The 19,269-nt window shown below is 66.4% G+C and carries 20 protein-coding genes and 2 pseudogenes; 17 read left to right on the top strand and 5 right to left on the bottom strand.

Translation table 11 applies throughout. The features are described from left to right. Window positions 1-18 precede the first annotated feature (18 nt). The 4 genes from nuoL to KLK06_RS38770 are packed head-to-tail and all read left to right on the top strand — an operon-like array spanning window position 19 to window position 6,037. On the top strand, window positions 19-1,896 hold the full coding sequence (gene nuoL, locus KLK06_RS38785) for an NADH-quinone oxidoreductase subunit L (RefSeq protein ID WP_214640705.1): 1,878 nt from the start codon (window positions 19-21) through the stop codon (window positions 1,894-1,896). After that, window positions 1,896-3,455, top strand: a complete 1,560-nt coding sequence (locus KLK06_RS38780) for an NADH-quinone oxidoreductase subunit M (RefSeq protein WP_214640634.1) — start codon at window positions 1,896-1,898, stop codon at window positions 3,453-3,455. Before nuoL ends, KLK06_RS38780 begins: the two co-directional genes overlap by 1 nt. A 47-nt stretch (window positions 3,456-3,502) precedes the next feature. Further along, window positions 3,503-5,038 carry an NADH-quinone oxidoreductase subunit NuoN gene (gene nuoN / locus KLK06_RS38775; protein WP_250906700.1) on the top strand — a complete coding sequence of 512 codons (1,536 nt, stop codon included), beginning with the start codon at window positions 3,503-3,505 and terminating at the stop codon, window positions 5,036-5,038. Window positions 5,039-5,047: 9 nt separating this feature from the next. Beyond that, entirely contained in the window at window positions 5,048-6,037 is a 990-nt protein-coding gene (locus tag KLK06_RS38770; protein ID WP_214640632.1) for a polyprenyl synthetase family protein, read from the top strand. On the opposite strand, the gene rarD is transcribed toward KLK06_RS38770, so the two are convergent. After that, window positions 6,005-6,925, bottom strand: coding sequence for an EamA family transporter RarD (rarD, locus tag KLK06_RS38765; protein ID WP_214640631.1), 921 nt, complete (start codon window positions 6,923-6,925; stop codon window positions 6,005-6,007). The genes KLK06_RS38770 and rarD overlap by 33 nt on opposite strands. 115 nt (window positions 6,926-7,040) lie before the next feature. Between rarD and msrA the strand changes: the two genes are divergently transcribed. The 3 genes from msrA to KLK06_RS38750 all read left to right on the top strand — a co-directional run bounded on the left by msrA (window position 7,041) and on the right by KLK06_RS38750 (window position 8,479). Continuing rightward, window positions 7,041-7,703, top strand: a complete 663-nt coding sequence (gene msrA / locus KLK06_RS38760; protein ID WP_214640630.1) for a peptide-methionine (S)-S-oxide reductase MsrA — start codon at window positions 7,041-7,043, stop codon at window positions 7,701-7,703. Window positions 7,704-7,775: 72 nt separating this feature from the next. Then, window positions 7,776-8,087: a hypothetical protein gene (locus KLK06_RS38755; protein ID WP_214640629.1), complete on the top strand. Its 312-nt coding sequence runs from the start codon at window positions 7,776-7,778 to the stop codon at window positions 8,085-8,087. Then, window positions 8,063-8,479, top strand: a complete 417-nt coding sequence (locus KLK06_RS38750) for a type II toxin-antitoxin system VapC family toxin (RefSeq protein ID WP_214640628.1) — start codon at window positions 8,063-8,065, stop codon at window positions 8,477-8,479. Before KLK06_RS38755 ends, KLK06_RS38750 begins: the two co-directional genes overlap by 25 nt. Before the next feature lie 604 nt (window positions 8,480-9,083). Here the strand turns inward: KLK06_RS38750 and KLK06_RS38745 are convergent. Both KLK06_RS38745 and KLK06_RS38740 read right to left on the bottom strand, forming a co-directional pair. Next, on the bottom strand, window positions 9,084-9,296 hold the full coding sequence (locus tag KLK06_RS38745; protein WP_214640627.1) for a hypothetical protein: 213 nt from the start codon (window positions 9,294-9,296) through the stop codon (window positions 9,084-9,086). Further along, entirely contained in the window at window positions 9,287-9,628 is a 342-nt protein-coding gene (locus KLK06_RS38740) for a hypothetical protein (RefSeq protein WP_214640626.1), read from the bottom strand. The genes KLK06_RS38745 and KLK06_RS38740 overlap by 10 nt, the downstream gene beginning before the upstream one ends. A 250-nt stretch (window positions 9,629-9,878) precedes the next feature. On the opposite strand from KLK06_RS38740, the gene KLK06_RS38735 reads away from it, so the two are divergent. The 10 genes and pseudogenes from KLK06_RS38735 (at window position 9,879) to KLK06_RS38700 (ending at window position 15,650) form a co-directional block, all read left to right on the top strand. After that, window positions 9,879-10,547, top strand: a complete 669-nt coding sequence (locus KLK06_RS38735) for an XRE family transcriptional regulator (protein WP_214640625.1) — start codon at window positions 9,879-9,881, stop codon at window positions 10,545-10,547. Window positions 10,548-10,557: 10 nt separating this feature from the next. Then, entirely contained in the window at window positions 10,558-11,025 is a 468-nt protein-coding gene (locus KLK06_RS38730; RefSeq protein ID WP_214640624.1) for an NUDIX hydrolase, read from the top strand. 538 nt (window positions 11,026-11,563) lie between these two features. Further along, the gene (locus KLK06_RS38725) at window positions 11,564-12,010 is read left to right on the top strand and encodes a hypothetical protein (protein WP_308168652.1); all 447 of its coding nucleotides are present in this window, start codon (window positions 11,564-11,566) and stop codon (window positions 12,008-12,010) included. Then, window positions 12,007-12,360 carry a hypothetical protein gene (locus tag KLK06_RS38720; protein ID WP_214640622.1) on the top strand — a complete coding sequence of 118 codons (354 nt, stop codon included), beginning with the start codon at window positions 12,007-12,009 and terminating at the stop codon, window positions 12,358-12,360. The genes KLK06_RS38725 and KLK06_RS38720 overlap by 4 nt, the downstream gene beginning before the upstream one ends. 28 nt (window positions 12,361-12,388) lie before the next feature. Then, window positions 12,389-12,487, top strand: a pseudogene (locus KLK06_RS60460) (peptide-methionine (S)-S-oxide reductase); the annotation flags it as partial. 55 nt (window positions 12,488-12,542) lie between these two features. After that, window positions 12,543-12,851, top strand: coding sequence for a type II toxin-antitoxin system prevent-host-death family antitoxin (locus KLK06_RS38715; protein ID WP_214640621.1), 309 nt, complete (start codon window positions 12,543-12,545; stop codon window positions 12,849-12,851). 3 nt (window positions 12,852-12,854) lie between these two features. Continuing rightward, window positions 12,855-13,373 carry a type II toxin-antitoxin system RelE/ParE family toxin gene (locus tag KLK06_RS38710; protein ID WP_214640620.1) on the top strand — a complete coding sequence of 173 codons (519 nt, stop codon included), beginning with the start codon at window positions 12,855-12,857 and terminating at the stop codon, window positions 13,371-13,373. 21 nt (window positions 13,374-13,394) lie between these two features. Continuing rightward, a pseudogene (locus tag KLK06_RS60455) lies at window positions 13,395-13,574 on the top strand (hypothetical protein); the annotation flags it as partial. A gap of 443 nt (window positions 13,575-14,017) precedes the next feature. Beyond that, window positions 14,018-14,461, top strand: coding sequence for an HIT family protein (locus tag KLK06_RS61890; RefSeq protein ID WP_214640619.1), 444 nt, complete (start codon window positions 14,018-14,020; stop codon window positions 14,459-14,461). Window positions 14,462-14,717: 256 nt separating this feature from the next. Next, a complete protein-coding gene (locus KLK06_RS38700; protein ID WP_214640618.1) occupies window positions 14,718-15,650 on the top strand; it encodes a GNAT family N-acetyltransferase in 933 nt (310 codons plus the stop codon). Window positions 15,651-15,790: 140 nt separating this feature from the next. Here the strand turns inward: KLK06_RS38700 and KLK06_RS38695 are convergent, their stop codons facing one another. Together KLK06_RS38695 and KLK06_RS38690 are read right to left on the bottom strand one after the other, a co-directional pair. Beyond that, the gene (locus KLK06_RS38695) at window positions 15,791-17,146 is read right to left on the bottom strand and encodes a family 43 glycosylhydrolase (protein ID WP_214640617.1); all 1,356 of its coding nucleotides are present in this window, start codon (window positions 17,144-17,146) and stop codon (window positions 15,791-15,793) included. A 450-nt stretch (window positions 17,147-17,596) separates the two neighbouring features. After that, on the bottom strand, window positions 17,597-19,231 hold the full coding sequence (locus tag KLK06_RS38690; protein WP_214640616.1) for a hypothetical protein: 1,635 nt from the start codon (window positions 19,229-19,231) through the stop codon (window positions 17,597-17,599). Window positions 19,232-19,269: the final 38 nt, after the last annotated feature.

The raw sequence follows: 19,269 nt of genomic DNA, 5'->3' as shown, positions 1-19,269 counted from the left end.
CAGCACACCGCCGGCGGCATGATCGGGGCCTCTTGGCTGATGATCGCCTTCCCGTTGCTGGGTGCGGCGATCCTGCTGATCCTCGGACGCATGACGAACCGGTGGGGCCATCTGCTGGGCGTGGCCATGTCCCTCGCCTCGTTCGTCGTGGCGGTGCTGACCTTCCTGGAGCTCATCGGTCTGCCGGCTGATCAGCGCCGCCAGGCCGTACGTCTGTACGAGTTCATTCCCGGCATGGTCGACATGGGGTTGCTGATCGACCCGCTGTCGATCAGCTTCGCGCTGCTGATCACGGGTGTCGGATCGCTGATCCACATCTACTCGATCGGCTACATGGCGCACGACCCCGAGCGGCGCCGGTTCTTCTCCTATCTGAACCTCTTCGTCGCCGCGATGCTCCTGCTGGTGCTGGCCCACAACTACGTGGGGCTGTTCATCGGCTGGGAGGGCGTGGGCCTGGCGTCGTACCTGCTCATCGGGTTCTGGCAGTTCAAGCCCTCGGCGGCGGTGGCGGCCAAGAAGGCGTTCATCGTCAACCGGGTCGGTGACTTCGGGCTGCTGGTCGGGATGTTCATCATCCTGGCCACGTTCCACACGCTGACCTTCAGCGACCTGGGCGCGCAGATCGCCAAGAGCCCGCCGTCCGGCGGCGCGATCACCGCGATCGGCCTGCTGCTGCTCCTCGGCGCGTGCGGCAAGTCGGCACAGCTTCCGCTGCAGTCGTGGTTGCTCGACGCGATGGAGGGCCCGACCCCGGTCTCCGCCCTCATCCACGCCGCAACCATGGTCACCGCCGGGGTCTACCTGGTGGTCCGCTCCGGCGCGTTCTTCTTCCCGCCGGACTCGGCGCAGGCGCTGGCCGTCTCGATCGTCGGCGCGGCCACGCTGCTGGCCGGTGCCATCATCGGTTGCGCGAAGGACGACATCAAGAAGGGCCTGGCCGGCTCGACGATGTCGCAGATCGGCTACATGATGCTCGGCGCGGGCCTTGGCCCGGTGGGTTACGCCTTCGCGATCGGGCACTTGATCACGCACGGCTTCTTCAAGGCCGACATGTTCCTTGGCGCCGGTTCTGTCATGCATGCCATGAACGACGAAGTGGACATGCGGAAGTACGGCGGGCTGCGTAAGTTCATGCCGCTTACCTTCGTGACGTTCTTCGTCGGCTACCTGGCGATCATCGGGTTCCCCCTGCTGTCCGGATATTTCACGAAGGACGGCATTATCGAGACCGCGGTCCACCACCAGCCGATCCTCGGCTGGCTGGCCGTGCTGGGTGCGGGCATCACCGGCTTCTACATGTCGCGGATGGTCTTCATGACCTTCTTCGGCGAGAAGCGGTGGGAGAAGGACGCGCACCCGCACGAGTCGCCCGCGGTCATGACGTGGCCGCTGATCCTCCTGTCGATCGGCGCGGTCTTCCTGGGTGGCTACCTGATCCTCAGCAACCGGCTGATGGACTTCCTGGCGCCGGCGGTCGGTGCGCCCCCGCTGTCGGAGAGGCCGGAGTTCGACCCGTTCAGCACGGCCGGTCTCGCCACGCTGGCGCTGGTCGCCGTCGGGGCGGGCTTCGCCTGGGTCAGGTACGGCCGGGCCGAGGTGCCCGCCGTGGCGCCGCGCGGCTCGTTCCTCACCACGTTCGCCCGCCGCGACCTTTTCGGCGACGCGCTCAACGAGTCCCTGTTCATGCGTCCCGGCCAGTGGCTGACCCGCTTCGCGGTGTACTTCGACAACCGCGGCGTCGACGGGCTGGTCAACGGCCTGGCGGCGGGCATCGGCGGGACCTCGGGGCGTCTCAGGCGGATCCAGACGGGCTTCGCCAGAACCTACGCGCTGTCCATCCTGTTCGGTGCTGCCCTCCTGGCAGGCGCCCTGCTCCTCGTTGGGAACATCTGATGTCACCCTGGCTCCCGATACTCATGGCGGTGCCCGTCCTGGGCGCCATCGTGGTGGCTCTGCTCCCCAAGGGCAGTGACAAGCTGGCCAAGCAGGTCACGCTGCTGGTGTCCCTGGTCGTGCTGGTGCTGACGCTCGTGGTGGCGGTCCAGTTCAAGACGGGCGGCCCCAGGTTCCAGTTCCAGGCGGTCTACGACTGGATCCCGAGCTTCGGCGTGAAGTTCGGGGTCGGCGTCGACGGCATCGCGCTCGTCCTGATCGCGCTGTCGGCGGTGCTGGTGCCGATCGTGATCCTCGCCTCCTGGCACGACGCCGACGGCACACAGAGTGCCGACGGCACACTGATCACCCCGAAGCGGTCGGTCAAGACGTACTTCTCGCTGCTGCTGGTGCTGGAAGCGATGATGATCGGCGTCTTCGCGGCGACCGACATCTTCCTGTTCTACGTCTTCTTCGAAGCCATGCTGATCCCGATGTACTTCATGATCGGGTCGTACGGTGGCGCGCAGCGGTCGTACGCGGCCGTCAAGTTCCTGCTGTACTCGCTGTTCGGCGGCCTGCTCATGCTGGTCGCGGTCATCGCGCTGTACGTGGTCGCGGGCAAGAACACCTTCATGTTCCCCGAGCTCGTCGGCGCCATCCAGGACCCCGCGACGCAGAAGTGGCTGTTCGCCGGGTTCTTCATCGCTTTCGCGATCAAGGCGCCGCTCTGGCCGGTGCACACCTGGCTGCCCGACGCGGCCGCGCAGGCTCCGGCCGGTGCCGCCGTGCTGCTCGTGGGCGTGCTCGACAAGGTGGGTACGTTCGGGATGCTCCGGTTCTGCCTGGAGCTGTTCCCCGACGCGGCCAAGGCGTTCACGATGCCGATCGTGGTGCTCGCGGTCATCAGCATCATCTACGGCGCGATCGTGGCCATCGGGCAGACCGACATGAAGCGGCTCATCGCCTACACGTCGATCTCGCACTTCGGCTTCATCGTGATGGGCGTGTTCGCCATGTCGCAGGTGTCGCAGTCCGGAGCCGCGCTCTACATGGTCAACCACGGCTTCGCCACCGGCGCGCTGTTCCTGGCCGCCGGGTTCCTCATCGCCCGGCGCGGCTCGCCGCACATCGCCGACTACGGAGGCGTGCAGAAGGTCACCCCGCTGCTGGCCGGCTTCTTCCTGATCGCCGGTCTGGCCGGGCTGTCGCTGCCGGGACTGTCGTCTTTCGTCAGCGAGTTCATGGTGATGATCGGCACCTACACCAGCACCGCCTTCGGGTCCGGTGCGCTCGCGGTCGCGGCGATCGTCTCCGCGCTCGCCGTGATCCTGGCCGCCGTCTACATCCTGTGGATGGTGCAGCGGACGATGAACGGGCCGACCGCCGAGTCGGTCAAGGCGTTCAAGGACCTGAACGTGCGCGAGATCGTCGTGCTCGCGCCGCTCGTCGCGCTGATCATCGGCTTCGGCTTCTTCCCCAAGCCGCTGCTCGACGTGATCAACCCCACGGTCACCCAGACGCTGGTCAACGTGAAAGTGGACAACCCGGCTATCGCTGAGAAGGGGGCCGGCCAGTGAACGACGCTGTCGTGGCGCCGACCATCGAATACGGCACGCTGGCGCCGATGCTGCTGGTCTTCGGCGCGGCCGTCGTCGGCGTGCTCGTAGAGGCGTTCGCGCCGCGCTACCTGCGTAAGTCGATCCACGTGCCCCTCACCCTGCTGTCGCTGGCCGGCGCGTTCGCGCTGGTCATCCTGCAGGTGGTCAAGGGCGCCGTGCCGACGGCGCCGGTCGCCATGGGCGCGGTCGCGGTCGACGGGCCCTCGCTGTTCATCTGGGGCGTCATCCTCGTCCTGTCGTTCGTCTGCGTGCTGATGATCAACGACGAGGGTCACTTCGTCGCCTCGGCGGCGGCCGTGCCCGGCAGTGCCGACGAGGAGGAGGCCGAGGCCGCCGGTGGCTCGCACACCGAGGTCTACCCGCTGGTGCTGTTCGCGGTCGGCGGCATGCTGCTCTTCCCGGCCTCTCATGATCTGCTGACCATGTTCGTCGGCCTCGAGGTCATGTCGCTGCCGCTGTACCTGCTGTGCGGCCTGGCCCGCCGACGCCGCCTGCTGTCGCAGGAGGCGTCGATGAAGTACTTCCTGCTGGGCGCGTTCTCCTCGGCGTTCTTCCTGTACGGCACGGCCATGATCTACGGCTACGCCGGGACCGTGTCGTTCACCGGTATCAACAAGGCCCTGGCCACCGGCTCGCTGCTCGACCCGATCCTGCTGCTCGGGCTGTCGCTGCTCGGTGTCGGCCTGCTGTTCAAGATCGGCGCGGCGCCGTTCCAGGCCTGGAAGCCGGACGTCTACCAGGGTGCTCCCACGCCCATCACCGCGCTCATGGCCTCCGGCACGCTGGTCGCGGCCGTGGGCGCGCTGTTGCGGGTGTTCTGGGTGGCGCTGGGCAACATGGACTGGGACTGGCGGCCGGTCATGTGGGCCGTCGCGGCCCTGACGATGGTGGTCGGCGCGATCCTGGCGATCACGCAGACCGACATCAAGCGGATGCTGGCCTACTCCTCGATCGCGCACGCGGGCTTCCTGCTGATCGGCGTCATGGCCACGTTCGACAAGACCGCACAGAACTCCAAGTCGCTGTCGGCGATCCTGTTCTACCTGCTGGTCTACAGCCTCGCCACGGTCGGCGCGTTCGCGGTGGTCACGATGGTCCGCGACCCCGGCGGCGAGGCGGGGCACCTGTCACGCTGGGCCGGGCTGGGCAAGCGCGCGCCGATCCTGGCCGGGATCTTCGCGTTCTTCCTGCTGGCCTTCGCCGGCATCCCGCTGACGAGCGGCTTCTTCGGCAAGTACGCCGTGTTCGCCGCCGCGCTGGCCAGCGGCTCCGAGGCAGGTGACTCGCTCGGGGGCTGGATGACCGGGCTGGTCGTGGTGGGCGTCATCGCCTCCGCGATCGCCGCGTTCTTCTACGTGCGCGTCATCGTCCTGATGTTCTTCAGCGAACCGGCTGCCGACGGCCCCTCGATCGCGGTGCCCAGTACCGGGACCGTGGCCGTCATCGCGATCTCGCTGCTGGTTACGGTAGGAGTGGGGCTCTTCCCGCAGCCCATGCTCGACCTCGCCAACCAGGCTGCATCCGGCCTGTTCATCAGATAGGGGATCTGTATGTCCGCGCCTCCCGTGGTTGACCTTCCCATTGAGGACGAACGGTTGGCGCAGGACGTGGCCAACGGACTGGCCGCGGTCGAGAAGCTGCTGCGCTCGTCGGTGGAGAGTGAGGACGCCTTCGTCACGGAGGCGTCCAAGCACCTCATCGAGGCGGGCGGCAAGCGCTTCCGCACGCTGATGCTGCTGCTCGCGGCCCAGTTCGGGGATCCGTCGGCGCCGGGCGTCGTGCCCGGCGCCGTGGTCATCGAGCTGACCCATCTCGGGTCGCTCTACCACGACGACGTCATGGACGAGGCTCCGGTACGCCGGGGCTCCCCGTCGGCCAACGCCCGGTGGGACAACACCGTGGCCATCCTCACCGGCGACTACCTGTTCGCCCAGGCGTCCGACCTCCTGGCGGACCTCGGGCCGGATCTCATCCGCATCCAGGCCCAGACCTTCTCCCGCCTCGTACAGGGTCAGATCCGGGAGACCGTCGGACCGCGCGGCGACGAGGACCCGGTGGCGCACTACATCAGCGTGCTGGCGGACAAGACCGGGTCCCTGATCGCGGCCTCCGGCCGGTTCGGGGCGCTGCTGTCGGGGGCGCCCACCGATGTCGAGGAGCGGCTCAGCCGGGCCTGTGAGGCGATCGGGGTGGCCTGGCAGCTCGGGGACGATCTACTCGACGTCGCCTCCACCTCGACGGAGTCGGGCAAGACGCCGGGGACCGATCTGCGGGAGGGCATCCGTACGCTGCCGGTGCTCTACGCGCTGGCCTCGGCGCCGTCGTCGCGGCTGGCCGAGCTGCTGTCCGGGCCGGTGGCGGAGTCGGACCTGGAAGAGGCTCTGACGCTGCTGCGGGCGCACCCGGCGATGAGGCAGGCACGGGCGGAGCTGGATGCCTGGGTGGACCGGGCTCGTACCGACATTTCCGGCCTCCCAGACATCCCCGCCAAGAACGCATTTTTGGCGCTATGTGATTACGTTGCTGAGCGTTCTGGGTGATTTCCTGATTCGGGCGGCGTGGGCCGTACGGATGCTGTCGTAGGTGAAGATGGCCAAGGCCAGCCACACGATCGAGAACCCGATCCAGCGGCTGGCCGGCATGGTCTCCTTCGCGACCAGCACCCCGCACAGGAACTGCAGGACCGGCGCGATGTACTGAAGCAGGCCGATCGTGCTGAGCGGCACCCTGATCGCGGCGGCGGTGAAGCACAGCAGCGGCACCGCCGTGATCACCCCTGCGCCGGCCAAGAGCAGCGCATGACCGAGACCCTCACTCCCGAACGTGGACTGCCCGCTCTGCCCGAGAAAGAGGATGTAGGCCAGCGCGGGGGCGAGCAGCACCAGGGTCTCGACGGTGAGACTCTCGGCCGCGCCCACATTCGCCTGCTTCTTCACCAGTCCATACACCCCGAAGCTGACGGCCAGCGCCATCGCGATCCACGGCGGCCGGCCGTAGTCGATGGTCAGCACCAGCACGGCCAGCGTCCCGAAGCCCACCGCCACCCACTGCAGCGGCCGCAACCGCTCCTTGAGCAGCACGACCCCGAACAGCACGCTGATCAACGGGTTGATGAAATACCCCAGGGAGCTCTCGACCACGTGATCGGAGTTGACGGCGTAGATGTACACGCCCCAGTTGACGGTGACGATCACGGCCGCCAGCGTCAGCAGCCCGAGCTTCCTGGGCTCCTTGAGCAGCCCTCTCGCCCAGGACCAGTGGCGCCGCACGGCCAGCACCGCGAGGACGGCGACCAGCGACCAGGCCATGCGGTGGGCGAGGATCTCGATGGCTCCGGACGGCTTGAGCAACGGCCAGTACAGGGGGAACAATCCCCACATCGTGTAGGCGGCAGCCCCGAACAGCACGCCGCGCCTCAGGTCAGGCATGTAGCCCATTTTCGGGCATTACCACCTTTAAACACAAATGCGCGATGCTGCATGGAATTATGTAGGACCTCTAAACGTTGCGGCTTCTGTATCGTAGCTTGTAGGAGGTGGCACGATGGGTTGGCTGTTCGGCGGCAACAAGACATCGATGGTCCGTCCCGAGGACGCTCTGACCGGGCGTTCCGCGGAGATGCCGGTCCCGGCGCGACACGCGGTCCTGGACGCGCCCCTGGCCCCGCCGTACCCCCCGGGCACGGAGATCGCCGACTTCGGCATGGGCTGCTTCTGGGGCGCCGAGCGCAAATTCTGGCAGACCCCAGGGGTCGTCACGACCGCGGTCGGCTACCAGGGCGGCTACACGCCCAACCCGACGTACGAGGAGGTCTGCAGCGGCCTCACCGGACACACCGAGGCGGTCCGGGTGGTGTACGACCCGTCGAAGGTGTCGTACGAGGAGCTGCTACGCGTCTTCTGGGAGGCCCACGACCCGACACAGGGCATGCGCCAGGGCAACGACGCCGGCACCCAGTACCGCTCGGCGATCTACTGGCACTCCCCGGAGCAGCAGAAGGCGGCGGAGGCGTCGCGGGACGCGTACCAGGAGGTCCTGAAGGCCGCAGGCTACGGCGAGATCACCACGGAGTTGGCTCCGGCGGGGCCGTTCTTCTTCGCGGAGGAGTATCACCAGCAATATCTGTACAAAGTGCCTAATGGGTACTGCGGCATCGGTGGTACCGGGGTCTCCTGCCCAGTCGGGCTGACGTCTGGCGACGCGTAGGCATACGTAGCGGCCGGTCCTTGCGCAGAGCGAGGACCGGCATTTTGCTACTTGAAGTAGTAAACTGATCCTATGAGCATGCCAGAGCGAGATTACGCCCCGGGAGACGGCCCGGCCGCCAAGGTCAGCGTGTCTCTGAGAACGGGCAACATTCGCGCTGTCCGAGAGCGAGTCGGGGCCCGCGGGTTTTCCGCCTACGTTGATGCCGCTGTGGAGCGCCAGATCGAGCGGGATCTCTTGGAGGAGGCCCTGCAGGCGAACGAGGCCGCTTCTGGGCCGATCCCACAGTCTTTGCGTGATGAGGCGGCGGAGTTGTTCCGCCGCGTCAAGTCCGCGCCCGAACTCCAGGAGGAGGATGGATGGCGCGCGCCCGAAGCCGGTTGAGCGCGGGCACCGTCGTCCTCGATTGCGGGGGGCTCGTGAAGTGGTGCGAGGCCGGCCAGCGGGTGACAGCGTTTGTGCGGGAGGCGCAGGACAACGACTTTCGGGTTGTGGTCAGCGCCATGACGCCGATCGAGGCACAAGACGTCCGCGTCAAAAGCGATCGTCTCAGGTGGTATCTGTCCCGGCTGAAGATCGAGCCGGTGACTGAGGACATCTCGTCGCGAGCGATCGAGCTTCTTCGAGACGCCCGCCTGCACGGTCACAAGTACGCCATCGACGCTGTGGTCGCGGCCACCGCACTGCGCTCAGTGCGCCCTGCCATCGTTCTGACGTCTGACGAGGACGACATGAGCAAACTGTGCGGGAAGGCAGTGCAGGTGGTCCCTGTATGAGGCCGCCAGTATTTGTTCATGGTGCCGAACGGGTACCGCGGGATCGGTGGGACGGCGAGTGAGCGGAGCCTTTGGCGAGGTCGAGGTCCTGTGGGCTGAGCACCGCAAGGTTCCGTTCCCCAGTCTCCAAGATGGGGACCTGTTCGGAGACCTTGTGGTGGCGGACATGTGCGTCGCAGGGATCGTGGATTCGTATGTCAAGCAGCAAGGTGGCCCTATCAGCTCGCATCGGCGAAGCCGGCTCAGCCGCAGCGTTCACGATGTTCGCGCGATCAGGCGGCGGATTCGCACCGTCGAAGGACGCGCCTACGTCGATCGCCTGCTACGTATGGCCGACCTGGTACTCGAAAGCACGGCACCAGACGGGCACGGCCGGTAATCACGGCGACAACTTTCTCTACAGGGTTTTCAAGGGCTCGCTTCGCTCGTTGCGGGCCCGCCCGCTCAGCGGTCTGGCGGGCTTGCGCGTGCGGCCTGGGGGCCGTTCGCGCCCGCCACCGCACGCGGGTGGGCGGCCCCGCGACGATATGCGTTTAAGAGACTGCCGACCCGCTTCCGGTGTCGCGCCTGGAGGCCCTGTGCTCCGGGTCGGGTTGCCATCGAGTTACTTGCGTACCGCAGGTGTTCCTGGCTTCTGCAGCCTCATCTCGGCGCGGAGATTCGCGGTCAGCTCTTCCAAGGTCACTCCGCAGCGCACGTTGGAGAGACCGCTGTTCTTGGGCACGAGGTTCGACCTGATGGCTATCCAGCCCCCGGCCATGTCGGTGATCTGCCATCCAGGAAAGCTGGTGAGTGCATGGTCCAAGGTCAGGGACACTGCTGGGCTCCGTCGATCAGTGCCGGGGGTGGATACGACCTGCGTACTTCCGCATAGCGATAGGCGACGCGGCGTGCTGATCGCTCAGGCTCATGGAGCGGGTGCCGGGCGTAGACGGCGCGCTTCCGGTCCGCGTCCCAGCCCGTACGCCACCAGAACCCGTCATGGCGGCACCAGACCACGAGCCCGACCCACACCGAGACCAGGGCGAGCCCATAACCGCCGTGTACGTCGCTGGCGATACCCAGGTGGCTTAACTCCTGCCGCAACTGCTCGGCCGCTTCGAGCGACGCGACGGGCTCGGGGCCGGCCAACGTGCGCTGTGGGTTCATCCACCTACCTCCCTGCGACGGCGGAACCAGTGAGTCCAAGTGAAGCCAGGCGGGCAGGACCTTTGAACTTCGCCGAAGACCGTCGTCAGGACGTGTTGAGCCACCAAGAAACGTCCCTTGAGGGTCTTGAAACGTCCGGGGACGTTCGAGTCCACTGAGAACTGTGAACGAGCGCCTACGCACAGCGATGCTCCGGCATGGCGTGGCACTGGAGGACCTGGCCAGGACATGCGGCGTCGAGCCCAAGACGGTGGAACGCTGGATCAATACGGGTCGGGTCCCGCACCGCCGACATCGATGGGCGGCGGCGAAGCTGCTGACCGCTGATGAGACGTACCTGTGGCCTGACGTGCTGGAAAGCAGTCAGGAACGTCGGGGCCGGGCGAACCGGTCGGAACTGGTGGAGGTCTTCTCGGATCGTGCCAGCGTTCCCCGTGAGCTGTGGCTCCGGCTCCTCAGCGATGCCCAGGAGAAGGTTGACGTGCTCGTCTTTTCGGGGACGTTCTACGCCCAGACGCAGCCCAAGATCGCACGGTTGCTGACTGAGACAGCGCAACGCGGTGTCTCGATCAGACTGTGCTTCGGCGACCCGAACGCTCAGGCCGTCCTGACACGCGACCGTGAGGAGGGACTTGGTGGCACTCTGACGGCCAAGGTCCGATCTTCCCTGACGTACTACCGGGCACTGCCCGATCTCGACGGTTGCGAGATGCGGCTACATTCCACCACGCTCTACGCCTCACTGTTCCGCTACGACGATGACGTCCTGGTCAACCCGCACGCGTACGGTGAACCGGCGTCGGCCAACCCGACCTTCCACTTCCGCCGCCTGGACGGCGGGGCGATTGCGGACCACTACATGTCATCGTTCGAGCGCGTCTGGGCCGGGGCAGTGCCGTGGTCCGGTGCGGAGATCTGAAAGGCAGCTCATGGGACGAGTCGAGTACTGGAACGACCCGGACGCACCGAAGGCGAACAGCCTGGTACCCGCCTGCGGCACGGTCACGGTGGACGACGAGGGGCGCATCCTGATGCAGTGCCGACGCGACACCGGTCAGTGGGCGCTGCCCATGGGCAAGATGGAGATCGGGGAGACGCCGTCACAGTGCGCGGTGCGGGAGACCGAGGAGGAGACCGGCGTTCGTGTGGAGCCGGTGGGCATCCTGGGCATCTACTCCGACCCCGGCCACATCGTGGCCTACACCGACGGCGAGATCCGGCAGGAGTACGAGGTGATGCTGATCGCCCGCCCGGTCGGCGGTCGGCCGGGGGCCAACGACGAGGCCAGCGATGTCCGCTGGGTGGCCCCGGGCGACCTTCAATCGCTGGACATCCATCCCACGCAATGGCGGCAGATCAACGACTACCTAGAACGTGCCTACCCCCACGTTGACTGACATTGCCCATGTAACCCTCCTCACATGAACTGTTTCATAGAGTTAAGTCTTGCAATCGGCAGTACCTGCACAAAGTGCCCGATGGGGACTGCGGGATCGGCGGCACCGGGGTCTGCTGCCCGGTCGGACTGACATCCGGGGAGGCGTGAGCCGGCGGGGATGCCGGCGCTCCTTAGAACCGGGGATAAGGTGTCCCGGCTGCGGGGGCGCCTTGTCTATACGCTGAGTGCCATGAGCGTGATGCGCGAGGAACTTCCTCACTTGGTGGACCGGCTCCCCGAGGAGAAGGTCGCGCCTCTCCTGGTGAATCTCGGCGGGATAGGTCCGTTGTTGATATCTGCGTGTGAACCCTGATCATGGGCTACAGGCGTCTCGCTGCAGGGTGACATGCTCTGCGCCTGATGCCATCTTCCGGCGGTCCTTCACCCTATGGATCGCCGGAAGGTCCTGCAGGCGATCGAAGTATCAGGTGCGACGGCTCACATCAGATTGTGTTCTGATATAGGCTACAGGAGTGAGCTCTAGTCATGCCGACGCAGTGACCTTCTCTGATCTGTCGAGAAATCCGCGAGCTGTCGCCGAGCGTGCGGCACGCCTTGGACGGGTGCGTGTCACGCACCGAGACGCTCCAGACTTCTACCTGACCGCAGCGGATCGCGAAGAAGAGCGCGAACGGACGCTGGCCACCGCGTCCCGTCTGCTCCTTGCGTTGATCAAGCATGATCCCACAGTGCGCGCCCTGGTCATTGCCATGCCAGAGGTCTTCCCTTGGGTTCGCCATCTGTCTCCGACTGAGCTGCGTGCCTTCACGCTGGAATTGGTTGAGGCGCTCTCCGATGCGGCCGAGCTAGATGTCGATGCCACTACCCAAGAGGTCATAGCGGGCTGGCGGGCCACTGCCAGGATCAAGGCGGATCCTGCTCACTACGCCGAGGCTCGTAAGGCCACGAGCGGTGATTTCGGGCCGGTGCAGGTCTCCGCATGAGCCCGAAGCGCGGAGACCGGGTGACGGTGCCGCCCCCTGATGACGAATGGGATGTTCGGTTCGGTACCAGCGAGGCTGTCCGGGGTTGGGAAGAGCTGTGCCGCCACGCCTTGGCCAATACACGTCGATGCTTCGAGATCCTGCGGCTTGATCCTCGCATGGGCGCGGGTCATGATCGGCAACATCGTCTACGTGGCGACCTCGCGACCCATCGTCACAACGGCAAGGACTTGGAGCAGTGGGAGTTCGAGGTCACCAGCGGCGGACGCGTGCGCTACGTCATTGATGACGACACCCGTACCGTCTGGGTGATCTACGCATCACCTCGACACCCTAAGGACACGGAGTAGACGGCTATTGGTGCGCGAGGCCGGGTGCTACCACCAGCGATATCTTTTTAAAGTGCCGAACGGGTACTGCGGCATCGGTGGAACTGGTGTGGCCTGTCCGGTGGGCCTGACCTCCGGAGAGGCGTGAGTCTCATGTGGATCCAAGGATCACGGTTCTGTGCAGAAAGATATACAGTTCATGTATGACTGTTCTGCGCGACGCTACTGAGCTGAGCGTCACAGAAGCGGCCCAGCGAGGAGTGGCCCGCCTGGTGGCTGATGCGGAGCAGGGGACCGACCTGGTGGTCACCCGCAGACATCAGCCGGTGGCGGCCGTGGTGAGCATTCGCCGACTCAAGGAGTTGGAGGAGGCAGCGGCTGATCTGCGTGATCTTGCGCTTGTGCTCGCTCGGTCGGTCACGGACACGGGGGAGCGGGTCTCGCTCGATGACGTGCTTGCCGCTTTCGGGCAAACCCGCGAGTCGCTGGCCGCCATCCCGGACGATGAGTGAGTCGTGTCCGACGTCGTCTTTACGGCGCCGGCGGTCGACGACCTCCGACGCATTGGCCCAGATGCGGTGCCCAAGGTACTCAAGAAGATCCTTCTCCTGCTGGATAATCCTGAGGCCGGTTACCCGCTCGGTGGGGAACTGACCGGTTTTCGGAAGCTGGTGGTCGGCCGTAACACCTGGCGTGTCGTCTACCGGATCACCGAGGACAAGTCGGTGGAGATCTGCGAGGTGTGGGCTGTCGGTGAGCGTGCCGACGCGGAAGTGTACGCGGAGGCGACAGCGAGGGTTCGCGAGGCGGGTGCTGCCCGTCCTGAGCTTGTCCAGCTCGGCCAGGTGATCGAGCGTCTCGGCACGCTAGCCGATCATCTTCGGATTGAGGAAGCACCCCCTAGAGAACCGGTGCCGGATTGGCTGGCGGACCGGTTGATTTACACGGCCGGGATGGCCCGCGAGGACGTTGCTGCTCTTGATCTTCAAGAGGCTGTCGACCTGTGGGCGGAGTACCGGTCTAGGCCTCATTAGGTCGCACATCTATCGCTTGAAGCGAAGCGCTACCACCAGCAGTACTTGTTCAAGAACCCGAACGGATACTGCGGGATCGGCGGGACTGGGGTCTCCTGCCCGGTCGGGCTGACGTCCGGTGAGGCGAACTGTGGGTCGCTGCCACCGCCGCCAGTGCAGTGGGTATCCCGATGCCCGCCGGGCTTCGTGTCACCGGCATGATCGCCGCACTTATGGGCCTGGCCGCGGTCGTGCTTCCGTGGACGACCTGGACCGACGGACCTACGGGGGCACTGGAACAGCCCGGGTATGCGCTCCACATGCCCGTCATGATCTGGTACGGGGTCCTGGGCCGGCGGTATCTGCGCAGGCAGCATGCGGATGTTGCTGCTCTTGATTACCGGTCCGAGCCTCAATAGGTCGCATGTCTCTTGCCTGAAGTGAAGCACGACCACCGGCAGTATTTGTTCATGGTGCCGAACGGGTACTGCGGGATCGGTGGGACGGCGAGTGAGCGGAGCCTTTGGCGAGGTCGAGATCCTGTCGGCTGCGGTTCGTGGCCGGCCACCCGCGAAGTCCCCCGGACCCCTTCAGGGCGCCAACCGCAGCGAGCCTCGCCGAAACTAGACTCCACGGACGCCGACAACCAACCAGGGAGGCGCCCGGTGCACAACCACGAACCCGCCGACTACCACTGCCCGTTCTGCCACCTCACCCCGGACCGGGAAGCCGACGTGGTCTACCGCGACGAGCGCGTCTTCGCGATGATCTGCCCCCGCTGGTGGCCGCGGAACGCGGGACATCTGCTGATCATCCCCGTCGCCCATCACGAGAACCTCTACGACCTCCCCACCGCCGACGGCCACGCGATCTTCGACGCCACCCGCATACTCGCCCGCGCCATGCGCACCGCCTACGACTGCGCGGGCGTCTCCACCCGCCAGCACAACGAGCCCGCCGGGAACCAAGATGTCTGGCACTTCCACCAGCACCTCTTCCCCCGCTACCCCGGCGACGACCTCTACGGCACGCCCCCGCAGCCCGACTGGCTCCCCGCCGACCGCCGCCGCGCCTACGCGGAGCGGCTGCGCGCCGCACTCAACCCCTAGCCAGCAGGCGCGCGGGCAGATGGTCCATACGTCCTAAGCCTCGGATCCGATCTCGTTGCCGGGTCCATGGCCCGGTCCACTACGGCTAGGATCGTGCGCCGCCTGGCGGGCCAGTGAGGGTCTTCTGCGAGGTCCTCGCGTCGCTTGCCCCTGTACGAGTTCGACGATCTCGGCCGCAGGGAAGGTGTGGCGTCGGCTCTGCTGGCATCGGACATTTGGCCCACTGGTGGGACGAAAGGTTCGCTAACCTCCTTAGGTGATTTCCTACCGTGCGATCGTCCCTGCAGAGCTCGACCGTGTGACCGCGTGGGTCGTGACCGAGCCCGTCGGCTGGATCCCCGCCGACCGTTACCTCACAGAACTGGCCGAGAACATGTACCGGCCGGAGTGGACGTGGATCGCCGAGGTCGGCGACCGGGTCGTGGGACGGGCGCTGTGGTGGGGGCCGAGGGATGGCGCGTACCCGGTCGCGCTCGACTGCCTCGACGTGGATCCCGCGGTGGGTGAGCGCATCGCCGTCGCCGCCGAACTGATCAGGGCCGCGCTGGCAGTGTTCCCGCGGCCGGTGCAGTACGCGATCAGGGCGGCCGGCGGCTGGCGTGACGACCCGGCCACTTCGGCGGCCGTGGAATGGCGGCGAGCGGCAGCACACGCGGCCGGCCTCACCCGGGAGGTGGAGCGGCTGCAGTTCGAGTGGGCGCCGGGCGACGGGGTGCCCCCGGTGGCCGGGGCGCTGCGGTTCGTCGAAGCGTCCGATGAGGAGTTCCTCGCGGTGTTCGCGAGAATCGCTGAGGGCAGCCTGGACTTCCAGACCCGAACGAGCGTGGCGGCCAAGGGCGTGGACGCGACCGCGCGCGAAGAGATGGACTTCTATCTCGGAGCGCCGGGTAAGCGGGAGTGGTGGCGGATCGCCTATACGCACGAGGGCGAGGTGGCGGGTATGGCGATCCCCTCGGCGACCCCGTACAGCGTGAACGTGGGGTATCTCGGGGTGGTTCCGGAGTTTCGGGGGCGCGGATACGTGGACGAGGTGCTCGCCGAGATCACCCGCATGCACGCGGCCAACGGAGAGTCGCGCGTCACCGCCACCACCGACGTGGGCAACGCGCCGATGGCGGCCGCGTTCCTGCGCGCCGGATACCGCAACACGGAAATCCGGATCAACCTCTCCAACGACCTCCAATCCTAAGGACCTGGCCCTTTGTCGCCCGGCATGTCCGGTGTCGATCTTGAGCCAGGGCTGGTCTGAGCGAGGCGGCAGGCTTCGCGGCCTGGGTACACGCCGACATGCAGGAGATCGGGGAGCGGTCCCCGTCGCGGTCGTCTCTGTCAGTCGTTGATCGTGTGCGCATGGTTCCGGCGCTGGACGTACAGACGGTTGCCATTCGGCCCCGTCCATTCCACCCGCACGATCCCGGGCACGGCCGTGTCGCCGATGCGCGACGGGTCGGACCAGTAGCCGAATCTGGGGTTGCGGAAGAACGTCGCCCACAGGTGGCCGCTACCATCCACGAAGAAATTGTTGTGGCCGGCGCCGACACCCGCGGTCCACCGCCTGGAATACGGTCCCTCGAAGTTGTCCGCGACGGCGACGACCGCGTCGTAGTGGTACTGCGCGCGACCGGCGCCGGGCGGGTCGTAGGCGTACCGGGTGCTGCCGTCGGCATTGGTCGAGGATCGGTTCCAGGCGGCCTGGAGGAGGTAGTACTTGCCGCCGTACTTGAACACGTACGCGCCTTCGAGATACGGCTCGGGCGAGTAGGGCGTCTGCTGGAACTGCGGGAGGTCGGTCGTCGGGACGATGTCTTCCATGTCGTCCCGGAACTTGGCATACAGGTGGTTGTGCAGCACCAGCCAGGCGTCGTCGCCCTCGGTGTAGAGGCTGCCGTCGATGTGGTGGTAGGCACCGGGCAGGATGAAGTCGGGTCCTCCGATGAAAGAGTCGCCGAAGGGCTTCTCGTGGTTGCCCTGGACGAGCCGGTACGGGCCTTCAGGCCCGCCCTCGCTCACGAGCATGAACGAGCCGACTTTCTGGGAGTGGTCGCCCATGCACGCGACGATGTACCACTTGCCGCGGAAGTAGTGCACCTCCGGGGCCCAGACATTGCCGCGCTTGCCGAACTGGTCGTCTTGCCAGTACTCCTGCCACGGAGCGACGACCATGCGGCCGGGCCGGTTCTCGTCGACGAACTCGGGTGACCAGACCTTGCCCTTCTCGGCGCCGGGCCGGATGCCGGTGGTGTCGACCAGCCTCCACGGCCCCCGCAGGGACGGGGACACCCACATGAACAGGCCGTCGTTCCATGGGGCGGCCGCTTCGAGCCCGGGCGCCCGGGTGGTGCCGGTGGCGACGTAGATCGGACGGCCCTTGACGACGAAGCAGTTGACGTAGGTGTCCCGCATCCAGACCCGCCCGAGCTCCTTGTCACGGGGGCGGAGCTCCAGCGGGAGGATGTAGGAGTTGTCCTCGCGCGGCCACAGGTCGAGCCGGGTGTCGGCGAGGCCGTAGGGCTGGAGCTCAGGCCAGTTCGTGGGGTATCGCTTCATAGCAGCGTTCATCGACGCGGGTTCCTTCGGCGTCGCCTGCGCGGCGGACGCGGGCAGTGCCGCCGCTCCCAGAAGGCCGGCGGCGCCCGCCAGCAGGGACCGTCGATCGACATTCAACCCGTTGTTGGAATCAGCCATCAGTTACGTCCTCCACGTCAGTGCCTGCCGCGCTCGCTGCTGTTGAGCGGTCTGGCGCGCAGCTCGTGGCGACTGTGCCCAGCCATTAATATTTCGTCAATAACCCGGTAAAATTAGCCGACGATCGTGCAGGTAGATCGCAGGGTAAAAAACGGCAGGCGACACCGTTGTGGACCAAAACCGGGTGGGCCCGCCTGCGACGTTCGCGTTACGCGCTTGTCGAATCGCCCCGCCGACCCGGTCAATCGCCGTCCGCGCACGGGGGCAGGGGCTGCCCTGGCGCCGACCCTGGGTGGCGAGGGCGATCGTACGGTCCAACTCGTCACGGCACGTTCAACTCGGGCTCAGGCTGGGAGCGCTTCAAGCCGACGAAAGGTGTCGTCGGATTCGGTGACGGCACAGTGGTGGCGACCGACCTGTGGCACGGCGCACGCCTGCTCGACCACGCCATCAGTTGGTGATCAGGTCGAACGATTCCCAGGGGGCGATGGCGTCGCGGTTGGCGATGAGCGCCGCGGCACCTGCGTTGTCGGCGCAGACGTACTTGCCGTTGGCCTGGGCTTTGAGGCTGATGGTGCCGTCGGAGTTGCTGATGAGCTGGAAGGTCTCCCAGCCTCCGATGGCGTCTCGGTTGGCGATGAGTGGTGAGGCTCCGGCGTTGTCGGCGCACACGTATTTGCCGTTGTCCCTGGCCTTGAGGGCGATGTTGCCGTTGCCGAGGTCGGTGCGGTCGAACTGTTCCCAGCCGCCGATCGTCGTGCGGTTGGCGATCAAGGGCTGGGCGCCGGCGTTCTCCGCGGTCACGTACATGTTGTTCGCGCGCGAGCGCAGGCTGATCGCGGTGGAGGGAGGGGTGCCGACAACGGGCTGGGTCGGGCGTACGGAGGTGAGCGCGATCTGGCCCTTGAGCATCCGGCCGCCGTCGCCGGTGAGCCGCAGGTAGTAGTCCGACGAGCAGACCGTGCCGTCCTCGTCCAGGCCGAGCAGGCCGGAGCCGGCCGGGATCATCGAGGCGTTCTCCGCGGTCTTGGCGATCTGGTTGCCCTCGTTGAACTCGTCGAACATCGAGATGTAAATGCCCTGGGCGCCCACGCGGACCATGTTGTAGAACTGCCGCCACATGAAGTCGCCGTGCGCTCGCTGTCGTCCCTTGACGTCGCCCGGCAGCACACAGGGCTGGTAGTCGATGCCGTGGGAGTTGCAGTACGCCTGGTCGGGGGTGTTGAGGTTGGTGTAGAACGAGTCCGTGTCGGCGATCTTGCCGATCCTGCCGACCATCCAGGGCGAGAGCATGTTCAGGGCGTTGAAGACGTTGATGAAGCCCGGCCGGCAGTCGTTGATGCCCTGGCGCCAGTAGGTGGGCACGCCGCCTATCACGTAGCAGCCCTGGGCCTTGAACCAGTTGACCACGTCGAGGCAGGCCGCCGCGTCGGATGGATGCTTGTCCTCGGTGAAGCCGAATCCCCAGACGCACACGACGGGCTTGCCGTTCTGCTTGGCGTACATCGGGGATGCGGTCAGGGCGGACATCTTGGCGGTCCAGTCGGTCTTGATCTCGGGCTGGAAGTTCGTCCAGCCGGACACGTCGTACATGATGTAGAACTTGCGGCCGTTGGCCTCGGCGGCGCTGCGGACCTTGGTCGCCATCGCGTCGCGGGTCGCGCCTTCCCCGCCGTTCGGGTTGAAGCGCTGGAGCGCGGCGGTGTCGATGTTGTTCTCCCGCATCCAGCGGAAGTGCGTGTCGACGGTCTGCTGGTCATAGGAGGAGAACAGGGTCGCGAACTGCCCGTTGCCGAGGTTGCCGTAGGCGGTCCTGTAGGTGCGGGTGTACTCCCGCATGTCGGGCCAGGCCACGATGGTGGTGTTGGTCGGCGAGGGCGGCTGGGAGTTGTTCTGGCTCCAGTGCCACCAGGCGTTGATGGGGGCGCCGTCGCCGATGCAGGCGAACCAGCCCTGATAGCCCACCGTGATCTTGCCGACCACGTCGCCGGGCGGGCTGGCCGCAGCGGCGGGCTTGGCCCCGATGGCGGCCAGCGCGGATCCGGCGACCGCGGAGGTGATGAAGGTGCGGCGTGAAAGGTGCATGCGATGCTCCCAAATCGATTTGCGCTGTGGGCCGCCTC

It is taken from the genome of Nonomuraea sp. NEAU-A123 (assembly GCF_018603905.1).
Taxonomy (GTDB): domain Bacteria; phylum Actinomycetota; class Actinomycetes; order Streptosporangiales; family Streptosporangiaceae; genus Nonomuraea.
Note: the sequence above shows the minus strand (reverse complement) of the source record. Positions and strands in the feature narration are given on the sequence as shown.